This window comes from Variovorax sp. HJSM1_2 (genome assembly GCF_049316285.1).
GTDB lineage: Bacteria > Pseudomonadota > Gammaproteobacteria > Burkholderiales > Burkholderiaceae_C > Rhodoferax_B.
In genome coordinates this window covers 217,624-227,645 of the sequence record NZ_JBMOXA010000010.1, presented here as the reverse complement: position 1 = coordinate 227,645, position 10,022 = coordinate 217,624, and the positions used below count along the sequence as shown (strand labels likewise).

Genomic DNA, 10,022 nt, shown 5'->3' with positions numbered 1-10,022 from the left:
GGCCACGATGCCGGTACGGTGCGTGCACCGCTGTCCGATCTGAAGCCCAACGAAGTGGAAATGCTGGCTGCGCTGATTAAGAAGCTTGGCCCACAGTAACCACGGCTTAGCTCGTTAGAGCGACAGGCGATGCTAGCTTTGCTACCATCGCCTTTGCGCATTTGAGCCCGTCCCGGCCATCATTTTCCAGCTGTTGTGTTTGGTGTCTTCAAGCCCAGCAGCCTGTCTTCCGAACCCCCTTCAAGGAACCCGCAACATGACAACCAAGCATGACAACCTGATCAACGGCCAATGGATCGCCGGTGCCACCTACGCACCGAATATCAACCCGTCTAACCTGTCCGACGTGATCGGCGAGTACACACAAGCGGATGCGGCCCAACTGGACGCCGCCGTCAAGGCCGCCCGCGCAGCCTTCCCCGCCTGGTCGACCGGCAACGTGCAAGCCCGTGCCGACGCACTCGACAAGATAGGCAACGAAATTCTGGCGCGTCGCGAAGAACTCGGCACGCTGCTGTCGCGCGAAGAAGGCAAGACCAAGCCCGAAGGCATTGGCGAAGTCACCCGCGCAGGCAACATCTTCAAGTTTTTCGCTGGCGAATGCCTGCGTCTGGCCGGTGAAATCCTGCCTTCCGTGCGCACCGGCGTGCACGTTGAGATCACCCGCGAGCCGCTGGGTGTGGTGGGGCTGATCACCCCTTGGAACTTCCCCATCGCCATTCCCGCCTGGAAGATCGCGCCTGCACTGGCTTACGGCAACTGCGTGGTGATCAAGCCTGCCGACCTGGTGCCTGGTTGCGCCTGGGCGCTGGCCGACATCATCAACCGCAGCGGCATTCCTGCGGGCGTGTTCAACCTGGTGATGGGCCGTGGTTCTGTCATTGGTGACCCACTGGTCAACCATCCCGGCATCGACGCCATCAGCTTCACCGGCTCGCAAGGTGTTGGCGCACGTATTGCCCAGCAATGCGCTGTCAACCTGAAGAAGGTGCAGCTGGAAATGGGCGGCAAGAACCCACAAGTGATTCTGGACGATGCCGACCTGGCCCAAGCCGTGGAACTGAGCGTGCAAAGCGCGTTCTTCTCCACCGGCCAACGCTGCACCGCATCCAGCCGCCTGATCGTCACCGAAGGCATCTATAGCAAGTTTGTCGACGCCGTGGCCGCACGTATGGCCACGCTGAAGATTGGCGACGCGCTGGCCGCCGGCATTGACATCGGCCCGGTCTCTTCGCAATCGCAACTCGAGCAAGACCTGGGCTACGTGCAAATCGGCCAGGACGAAGGCGCCAAGCTGGTCGCCGGTGGCCAACGCCTGAAGCTCGGCACAGAAGGTTTCTACATGGCCCCGGCCTTGTTGACCGACACCACTGCCGACATGCGTATCAACAAGGAAGAAGTGTTCGGCCCCGTGGCTAGCATCATCCGTGTGAAGGGCTACGAAGAAGCGCTGGCCGAGTCGAACAACACGCCTTTCGGCCTGTCGGCTGGCATTGCCACCACCTCGCTGAAATACGCCACGCACTTCAAGCGCCACAGCCAGGCCGGCATGGTAATGGTCAACCTGCCGACCGCAGGTGTCGACTACCACGTGCCGTTTGGCGGCCGCAAGAGCAGCAGCTTTGGCGCGCGTGAACAAGGCCGCTACGCACAGGAGTTCTTCACCACCGTGAAGACCGCTTACGTGGGCGTTTGATGGCGCCCTGTACCCCGCGGCGTGCTGGCCGTGGGGTTTGAGAAAGCCGCCCCGAGCTGGTCTCGAGGCGGCTTTTTTGTTTTTGCTGACGGCGGCATTCGCCGCTGTCACGCGGCTGGAAAGGTGGAGAACTGCGCCGCCAGGACCATCTGCGCCCAGGCACGCCGTTCGCCCACCAGGCTTGGGCAGCGCTGGTGGCCCAGCCCCTGCGCACATTGCACCTCCAGCACGTTGGTCGGCATGCTGTCGTCCTTGTTGATGGCCACCACTCCCAGGAAGGCGCGGCCATTGGTGGCGACCGTGCCGAAAAAGTAGGCATCGCGCTGCAGCATGCCGTCCTTGAAGCGTGCGCGGTAAGCGCCTTTGCGGCTGACACGCAGCGCACCTTTCTGCATGGGCGCGAGGTAGGACCACGCCGGGTCTAGCGCCACCTGGGTGCCAGGCGTGTCCATTTCTGTCACCAGGCGCTCAAACAGTTCGGCCTGGCGCTGGGTGTCTGCCGCATCGGCGACCGGCCGTATCTGCACCAGCATGGACATGCGTGGCCAGCCAGGTCCTTGCACACCAATGAATTCACCCTGTGTGCGTAACGTGGCGCCCTGTGGCACCGCCAGCGTTGCACCGAGTTGCAGGTCCTGGTAGATGTCGTATTGAAAGTGTTCCGGCTGAAAAGCCTGGAACACGTTGGCCAACTGGCGCAGGCCAAGTTGGTCATCGGCACTGGCCGCCAATTGGGCGAAGCTGCGGCTGCGCAGCCGGGTGAGTGTGACCCCGTTGAGTGCCGGCAGCGTTTTCACGTTGGGCTGCAGGTCGGCTGCGAAGCGCAGCTTGACGGCCTGGGCGCGTGGCAGCTCGGTGGTGTTGGACAGTGCCAACTGTTCCAGATGTTTGGCCGGAATGCCCCAGCAAATGCCCACCGCGCCTTCTTCTAGCCCGCCGTTGGCCACGCCGACGACGCGGCCCCGGTTGTCGAGCAATGGCGCACCCGACAGGCCTGGCACCAGATTGCCCTCGAGGTTCAATATCTCCAACGAAGCGCTGGGGTAGTCGGTCAGCGTAGCCAATACCTTGGGCGGCAGGATGGCGGACAAGCGGTCGCCGCCAAAGCGGCGCTTGACTTCAGTGGCGCTGGCGCCCGGGCTGTTCATCGCAAAACCCAGTGCGTCCATGGTTTGCTTGACCTGCGGCAGGCTGGTGTTGAGTTGCAGCGCGGGGCGGGCCAGCGGCTTGGGCAGGCGCAGCAGCACCAAGTCGGCGGACTTCAGCAAACGTTCCACCAGCAGTGGATGTGAAGCTTCTATCCTGCCCTGAGCATCGACCCAATGGCCCACCACATTCTGCGCACTGTCCACCACGTGTAATGCCGTGACCACATGCTGCGTGTCCGGCCACAGAAAACCCGAGGCGGTGTAGGTGCCAGCGTCTATCTTGACCACGGAGGCATTCGCGCCGGCGAGTATGTCGCTCGCCTGCGCTGCAGGCTGTGCGCCAGCCTTGCCGCTGAGCCGCAGCGCCAGCGCCGCAGCGCCGCCAAAAATCAACGCGCGGCGCATGTGGCACCCACGACCGCGACCAGCGCCACCTTGCGCTGGCTTTCTTCGACAAGCTCGCTGCCCAGCGAGCGCGCAAAGCTGGCGAGTGCCGCGTAGCCGGCGGCCTCGTAGGCCGCTGCAGCGGCTGCCACGTCCTTGAAACGCGAGGGCGCGAGCTTTTCACAGGCGCTGGCATCCGCGCCGAAGAGAACGGTGGAACGCACATCGGCATTGGCAGGGGTTGACGCCGCTGTTGCACGGCTGGTGGCAAATTCGCGCCCGGCCACCAGGCGACGCGCTTCATCGGCGCTGAAGCCGGCCGCTTGCACCGCCTGCACCTGTTCTGCCAGTGTTGCGCGTGGCGGTGACAAAACATCGTGTGTGCGCATCCAAATGCCGGCCATCAAGCCCGCGATGGCCGCCACGCCCAACGCGCCCGAGCGCCAGGCGGCGTCGCGTTGCCGCGCGGGTGTGCTGTCGTTGGCCTTGGTCAGCGGCAGCACCACCGTGCCCAGCAGCCCGGCCAGCGCCGCCACCACAAGCGAGACGATGGGCGAGGCCGACAAGCCCATGAGCAAGCCTAGCAATAGCCCAATACTGGCGCCAGAGAACAGTTGAACAGCCAAAGTCATCCCCTTGGTGTGCTGAGGTGGATGGTGCCATAGTTGCTGCGATCTGTGCAGCCCACTGAACCCGGGTGCCCGGGCGGTTCAGTCGGGCTGCGCGGGGCGCCACTGGCCCGAGCCGGGGTCCACCTGGGCTGGGGCGCCGTCGCGCCAAAGTTGCTCTTCGTTTGGTGGCGGCACCGGAGCAGGGCTCACATCGAACGCCAACTGCAGCGCACGTGCCACCGAGTCTTCTTCAATCGGCAACTCCCAGGTGAGAAAGACCAGCGTGGCGTCGTGCTCGGGTGCGAAGTCTGCGGCGTCGAAGCCGTTGCTATGGCGCTTGATGACGGCATGCGGCTGGCCGGTGTCGAACAGCACGGCCGTGCCGCGCACCAAGGGAATACGCACACCGGCATGCGGGAAGTGCAGGTCCAGCCCCTTGTCCTCACTCATGAACAGATTGCAGAACGCCGCGCCGCCGTATTGGCCCACATCGTGGTGGTACTTGGCGCCGCGGCATGTCATGAGCGCGATTTCGCTCTCGCCCAGTATGTCTGCCAAACCAAGCCCGCGTGTCCAGTCGGCCATGGCCTGCACACATGGCTTGTAGTCTGGCCAGCGCAGGCGCGCGCGTGCCAGAGGCAGTTGCTCAACCTCACCGGGCGCCACCTGCAGGTTTTGCAGGGTTTCGCGCTGCCAGTCTGCGACCAGCCTGGCGGACGGGGCTGGCACGTCCAGCGTGCCCGACCGCACCAGCGGGCTCACGCTGCGGCTGCGCAGCGCGTCGCCGCTCCAGTAATGGCAGCTCAGGCGGTGGGCGGTGGGGTGCGAGGGTGAGGCGGGGGGCATGGGGCAGTGTAGTGAAGTGATGCTTGTCACCTGGAAAACCTGGAAAGAAGCTAGCCAAAAGAGTACTCTTTACACGCCGTAAGAAGCATATGAATAAGTGTTCTTTTGAACGCCGAACATATCCCGGCATAGTGGCTTTTTTGGCGCGTTCCATTTTCCGTTCGAAAAGTGGAAACTGCGCAGGGGAGCCCCATCCCCAAAACTCTCAAACCCATTTGGAACCTTCTCAGGAAACCACCATGTCCCTTCGCATCAACGACACCGCGCCCAACTTCACCGCCGACACCACACAGGGCAGCATAGACTTCCACAACTGGATTGGCGACAGCTGGGCCATCCTGTTCTCGCACCCCAAAGACTTCACGCCGGTGTGCACCACCGAACTCGGCTACATGGCCAAGATCGAACCCGAGTTCACCAAGCGCAACACCAAGCTGATAGGCTTGAGCGCCGACCCCGTGGCACGCCACGGCGAATGGGCCAAGGACATTGAGGAAACCCAGGGCGCTGCCGTCAAATACCCGATGATTGGCGACAGCGACCTGGCCGTGGCCAAGCTCTACAACATGCTGCCGGCCGACGAAGTTGGTGCCGATGGCCGCACCGCCGCCAACAACGCCACCGTGCGCTCGGTGTTCATCATTGGCCCGGACAAAAAGATCAAGCTGATGCTGACCTACCCCATGACCACGGGCCGCAATTTTGATGAAATCCTGCGTGTGCTCGATTCCATGCAACTCACGGCCAAACACAAGGTGGCCACGCCGGTGAACTGGAAACACGGCGACGACGTGATCATCACCCCGGCAGTGTCGAACGAAGACGCGGAAAAGGCCTTCCCAGGCTTCAAGACCATCAAGCCCTACCTGCGCACCACCAAGCAGCCGGTCTGATCCCTTGGCTGGGCCTGCTCACTTGGCCCCGGCTTTTTTCTTGGAGCTGGGTTTTGTGAGCGCTTGTTTTTCGGCTTCCTTGACCCCGGCACTGGCTTGCAGGCGGCGGCAATCCGAGTCCTCGCCCGGGCCGGTTTCGATCAGCGGCAAAAGAGCGGCGATAGGTGTCAGGGTGAACAAGGCCACGGCACCACCCGCGCGGGCCAGTAGCGGCCCTTTGTGCAGTTCGTAGTCGGCCTGGTTGAAGCGGCCGTAAAGCCGCACAGGCGTGCGCAGCGAGAGGATGCCGACACTCTTGGGCCGGGGTGTGAGGGTGATGTCAAAGCTCTCGTCCTTCAGGTTGAAGCCGCCCTCGCCGAGGATTTGTGTCTGCTCGGTGTCGACCACAAACAGTTTCGACTTGCCTATGCCGTCGGCAATGTCAAAGGCCAGGCCGCCGCAGTTCACGGTGATGGTTTTGTCGCCACCGGCCAGCAGTTGCAATACCTTGCCGCCGTTGAGGCCACTGGCCGCATCCAGCAGATTCGACACCCGGCCGTTGGAAATGGCCGCCGATATTCTGCCGTTGGCATGGGCTGCGGCGTCGGCAATGGAGTTGCCGCGTCCGGCGATCTGCAGGCTGGCGCCCACCAGTCCCGCACCTTGCGCAAGCCTGGAATCAGCGGGCGTGAGCCGGTCGACGCGGATGCCGCGAAAGTCGATCTTGGCATCGGTGTGGATGACGGGTTTGCGCGCGTCCAGCGTGATTTCAGCCGTCATCTTGCCGCCGGCAAAGCCGAAGTCCAGTGGCGAAAGCTTCAGCACACCGTCGCGCAGGTGTAAGGCTGCGTTCATGCTCTCCAGCGGCAGGTCTATGGTTTCCTTGGGCACCAGCAGCTTGCTGGCCACGAGGCTGACGTCGGCATCTATTTTCTGTAGCCTGCTGCCATCAAAAGTGCCCGCCGGTAACACATGGCTAGGGTCGATGCGGCCGGCGGCTGCTGCCGTTGCGGCCGTCTTGGTGTTGGTCTGCGCTTGGGTCAAAGGCGGCTTGCCGCCGCTGTTTTTGGTCTGCACCCCGATCAGCGGGCCCAGGTCGGCAAGCTGCAGGTTGTTGCTGCGCAGGTCGGCGCTGAGCAAGGGGCGCGGCTGTTGGTCCACATAGGCGGCCGAGCCGCGCACGTCGGTCGAGCCAATTTTGCCGTTCAGGTTGTCCATGCGGTAGCGCTTGCCTTCGAGCACCAGATGGCCCTGCAAGGTATATGGCGGCGAGGCTGGCAGTGGCAGCAGCAGAAAAGGATACAGATTGGCCAGGGTCTGGCCTTGAATCTTCAACTGTGTGTCGATGGCGCTGATGTTGGCGGCATCGGCAATCGTGCCTTCGACGGACAGCTTGGTGCTGCCCGCCACCAGTTCCCCCTTCAAGGGAAACGGCACGCCAGACTCCTGAAAGCTCAGCACCTCGCCACTGAGGGCCTGGCCGGAAAAGCTGGCGCCCTGGTAGTTGCCCTTGAAGTTGTAGCGTGTGGCGTAGCGCTTGTTCTCGGGCTTGGCGTCGGCGTCTTTCACACGCTCTTGCTGGGCGGGGTCGAAGGTCTCAGCCTGCACGTCGATGTTGAAGCGCTGGCCGTGGTCGAGAAAACGCAGCCGCCCCTGGTCCACCGACAAAGTGCCTATGCGCAATTTGCTCGGTTCCTGGGTTTCGGATGGCGCTTTGAAGGTCCAGTTGCGCCGCTGGTCTTGCAGACGTTCGAAGATCAAGTCCGGTTTAGTGAGCGCCACACGCGGTATCAAGATCTTCTCGGGCAGGTCGCGCAGCGACACCGAGAACTCCAGGGTTTCGATGCGCGCCATCGCATCCTCCTTGGACCAATCGGTGTTGCTGAAATAGACATCGCGCATGCGGATGGTGGGTGTTAATCCCAAACGCACGTGCAGATCTGAAATGGTGAACGTGCGTTGTGTTTTGTCGGAGATGTAGCGCTCCAGCGGATGGCGCAGCCAGTTCCAGTCGAACAACACGACCAGCAGAATCAGTGCGGCCACCAGCGCCGTCAAAACAGCATGACGGCGCGGGAAGGACGCCAGGCTTGGGGCCGCCATCACCCAAGCCTCCAAATGCAGGGCAGGCTCATGCCGCAAGCCGTGGTCTGACAGACACATTCGTTCATGGGATCAAGCCTACCGGGCTTTGGCGAAGGCAGCGGCGAGGGCGCGCCGCATATCGCCGTAGGTGATGGCTGACGTTGGGACAGGGCGTAGAGCCGCCCGGGGTGGGCCGCTTATGTATATCGCTAAAGGTTTGTTCCCAAGCAAGGGCGATTGGTGTCTACTGTCTGGTTTTGTGCTTAGAGGTTTCTTTATGCAAATTGCATTGCGCACGCGCCGCCTTCATCGCCTGGTTGCGGCATGGCTGGCGGCACTGCCTTTGGTGGCGTTGGCGGCAGATGACTTTCCGCACAAGCCGTTGAAACTGGTGGTGCCGTATCCAGCGGGTGGCATTGCCGACAAGATTGCGCGCGAGGCTGCCGAGCAACTGGCGCTGCGCTTGAAGCAGCCGGTGGTGGTCGAGAACCGCAGCGGTGCGGCAGGCAATATCGGTTTCGACTATGTGGCGCGCCAGCCGGCGGATGGCTACACCTGGTTGCTGGCCCCGGCCTCCAACCTCACGGTGCAGCCGGCCTTGTTCAAAAACCTCAGCTACGACCTGGCGCGTGATTTCACCCCGGTGTCGCTGCTGGTGCAAACGCCGCAGGTGCTGCTGGTGAACCCGTCGGTGCCGGTGAACAGCATGCGTGAGTTGATCGACTACTCGAAACAAAACCCCGGCAAGGTGAATTACGGCGTCAGCCTGGGCTCTTATCCGCATCTGGCGGGTGAATTGTTGCGCAGCCAGACCGGGGCAAACTTCACCGCCATTCCCTACCAGGGGCTGGCGCCAGCGCTGGTCGATTTGTTGTCCGGGCAGACGCAGTTCATCTTCAACGAGGTGGTCACGGCCTTGCCACAAGTGCAGTCGGGCAAGCTCAAGCCGCTGGCCGTGGCCTACCGTACACGGGTGCCATGGTTGCCCCAGGTGCCCACGGCGGCGGAAGCGGGCTTTGCTGGGTTTGAGGTGAGTTCCTGGTATGGCGTGGTGGTGCGCAGCGGCACCCCCAGCGCCATCGTGAGCCGTGTCTCGCAGGCCTTGCAGGCGATTGTGCAGGCGCCTGAATTCAAGAAACGCTACGACGACATCGGCGCCTTTACCGTGGGCAACTCCCCCGAGGAGTTTGGCCGTTTCATTCAGTCTGAAACCGTAAAGTGGACGGCCGTGGTGAAGCAGGCCGGCATAGAGCCGAACTGAGCGCCGGGCGCCTGGGGCTACAGCCGCAGCCGCCCCACATAGCCGGTCATCTCCAGATAGCCCAGGCCCAGGCGGCGGCCCGCGGCATCACTTAGCGTGCTCAGGCCTTCCCAATACTGCGTGCCAGTGGAGGCCCGGCTGTCGAGTTCCTGCGCGTCCACCACGGCATGCACCGCGAAAGTGCCAGCAGGTGTTTGCACCCGCCACTCGACCGGGTAGCGCCCCTGGCTGTGTGGGCTGAGCCAGATGCGCCCGGGCGTGAACCTCACCGCCTCTGACGCGAAGACCTGGAGCTTGCCCTCGGCGCTGCGGTAGGAGCCTCCGGCCCACAAAGCCGAGCCATCGGCCCGGCGCAGATGAAACGCCGTGAGGGCGTCGCCGTTGTCCAGGTTCATGCCTATCCAGTCCCAACCCACGGCTTGTGGGTGCAGCACGGCCTGGCTCCACTCATGGTCGAGCCAGGCGCGGCCGGCGTCGATTTTGAAGCTTCGGCCTTGCAGGCTGAGTGTGCCTGCCACCGCCAACTGCGGCTGGCTCACGTAGTAGCTGGCTTGTTCGGCCTGTGGCCCTTTGCGCGACAAGCCCTGCTGGCCCTGCAGCAGCGGCGGCTGTGTGGCGCTGAGCCTCAGGTCCAGGCTGAAATCAGCCGCCGGTAAATGCGCCGTGAAGAGTGCCGGCGGGCCGGGCTCGCGCTGCAACGACCAGTCCAGCAGGCGCAGACTGGTGTCGCTCTCGCTGGCCTCGGCGACGGCAAAACCGGCGCGCGCCAGGCGTTGGTCATGCCACAGTTTCTGGCCTTGCACATCGGTGATGGCGGCGTGGGCCAGCAGCAGTTGTTTGGCGGCAAAGTGCGAGGACATGGCTTGTGTGGAGGCCACACGTGAGCGAAAAAACGTCAACTGGAAGCCAAACTGGCGCCCACCCGAGGTGGCATGGCCGGTGATGTACCACCACTCGGTTTGAAAATCCGGATGACTACCATGGTCGCGCGGAAAGCGCAGCTGTGCGGGCGGCAGGCCATGGCCAAGACCTGGCCACAAGGCCAGAGCGCTGGCCGTTCCGAGCAGGTGGCGGCGCAACATCAAAGCGGGTGTGGGGTCCACAAAGCAGCAGGGGCGG

8 protein-coding genes and 1 pseudogene are annotated in these 10,022 nt (G+C 63.1%); 4 read left to right on the top strand and 5 right to left on the bottom strand.

Annotated elements, in window-relative coordinates:
• A pseudogene (locus ACFQ95_RS13805) lies at positions 1–99 on the top strand (5-dehydro-4-deoxyglucarate dehydratase); the annotation flags it as partial.
• Positions 100–256: 157 nt separating this feature from the next.
• Entirely contained in the window at positions 257–1,696 is a 1,440-nt protein-coding gene (locus ACFQ95_RS13800; RefSeq protein WP_422831821.1) for an aldehyde dehydrogenase family protein, read from the top strand.
• A 107-nt stretch (positions 1,697–1,803) separates the two neighbouring features.
• Here the strand turns inward: ACFQ95_RS13800 and ACFQ95_RS13795 are convergent, their stop codons facing one another.
• The 3 genes from ACFQ95_RS13795 to ACFQ95_RS13785 form a co-directional block, all read right to left on the bottom strand.
• Positions 1,804–3,249 carry a S1 family peptidase gene (locus ACFQ95_RS13795; protein ID WP_422831819.1) on the bottom strand — a complete coding sequence of 482 codons (1,446 nt, stop codon included), beginning with the start codon at positions 3,247–3,249 and terminating at the stop codon, positions 1,804–1,806.
• Positions 3,234–3,860 (bottom strand): hypothetical protein, encoded by a 627-nt coding sequence (locus ACFQ95_RS13790; protein WP_422831818.1) that lies wholly within the window; start codon positions 3,858–3,860, stop codon positions 3,234–3,236. The genes ACFQ95_RS13795 and ACFQ95_RS13790 overlap by 16 nt, the downstream gene beginning before the upstream one ends.
• Positions 3,861–3,938: 78 nt before the next feature.
• The gene (locus tag ACFQ95_RS13785) at positions 3,939–4,685 is read right to left on the bottom strand and encodes a hypothetical protein (RefSeq protein ID WP_422831817.1); all 747 of its coding nucleotides are present in this window, start codon (positions 4,683–4,685) and stop codon (positions 3,939–3,941) included.
• 239 nt (positions 4,686–4,924) lie between these two features.
• Between ACFQ95_RS13785 and ACFQ95_RS13780 the strand changes: the two genes are divergently transcribed.
• Positions 4,925–5,578 carry a peroxiredoxin gene (locus tag ACFQ95_RS13780; RefSeq protein WP_422829728.1) on the top strand — a complete coding sequence of 218 codons (654 nt, stop codon included), beginning with the start codon at positions 4,925–4,927 and terminating at the stop codon, positions 5,576–5,578.
• Positions 5,579–5,596: 18 nt separating this feature from the next.
• Here ACFQ95_RS13780 and ACFQ95_RS13775 read toward each other — a convergent pair whose 3' ends face one another.
• Positions 5,597–7,660: an AsmA family protein gene (locus ACFQ95_RS13775; protein WP_422831815.1), complete on the bottom strand. Its 2,064-nt coding sequence runs from the start codon at positions 7,658–7,660 to the stop codon at positions 5,597–5,599.
• A gap of 259 nt (positions 7,661–7,919) precedes the next feature.
• Here ACFQ95_RS13775 and ACFQ95_RS13770 point away from each other — a divergent pair, with 259 nt between their 5' ends.
• Positions 7,920–8,903 carry a Bug family tripartite tricarboxylate transporter substrate binding protein gene (locus ACFQ95_RS13770; protein WP_422831814.1) on the top strand — a complete coding sequence of 328 codons (984 nt, stop codon included), beginning with the start codon at positions 7,920–7,922 and terminating at the stop codon, positions 8,901–8,903.
• 17 nt (positions 8,904–8,920) lie between these two features.
• On the opposite strand, the gene ACFQ95_RS13765 is transcribed toward ACFQ95_RS13770, so the two are convergent.
• On the bottom strand, positions 8,921–9,985 hold the full coding sequence (locus ACFQ95_RS13765; RefSeq protein ID WP_422831812.1) for a lipocalin-like domain-containing protein: 1,065 nt from the start codon (positions 9,983–9,985) through the stop codon (positions 8,921–8,923).
• Positions 9,986–10,022 lie beyond the last annotated feature (37 nt).

Bases quoted from the DNA above. Each gene is read 5' to 3' on its own strand.
- ACFQ95_RS13785 (WP_422831817.1), bottom strand. From the start codon at position 4,685: ATGCCCCCCGCCTCACCCTCGCACCCCACCGCCCACCGCCTGAGCTGC.
- ACFQ95_RS13770 (WP_422831814.1), top strand. From the start codon at position 7,920: ATGCAAATTGCATTGCGCACGCGCCGCCTTCATCGCCTGGTTGCGGCA.
- ACFQ95_RS13775 (WP_422831815.1), bottom strand. From the start codon at position 7,660: ATGGCGGCCCCAAGCCTGGCGTCCTTCCCGCGCCGTCATGCTGTTTTG.
- ACFQ95_RS13795 (WP_422831819.1), bottom strand. From the start codon at position 3,249: ATGCGCCGCGCGTTGATTTTTGGCGGCGCTGCGGCGCTGGCGCTGCGG.
- ACFQ95_RS13800 (WP_422831821.1), top strand. From the start codon at position 257: ATGACAACCAAGCATGACAACCTGATCAACGGCCAATGGATCGCCGGT.
- ACFQ95_RS13780 (WP_422829728.1), top strand. From the start codon at position 4,925: ATGTCCCTTCGCATCAACGACACCGCGCCCAACTTCACCGCCGACACC.
- ACFQ95_RS13765 (WP_422831812.1), bottom strand. From the start codon at position 9,985: ATGTTGCGCCGCCACCTGCTCGGAACGGCCAGCGCTCTGGCCTTGTGG.
- ACFQ95_RS13790 (WP_422831818.1), bottom strand. From the start codon at position 3,860: ATGACTTTGGCTGTTCAACTGTTCTCTGGCGCCAGTATTGGGCTATTG.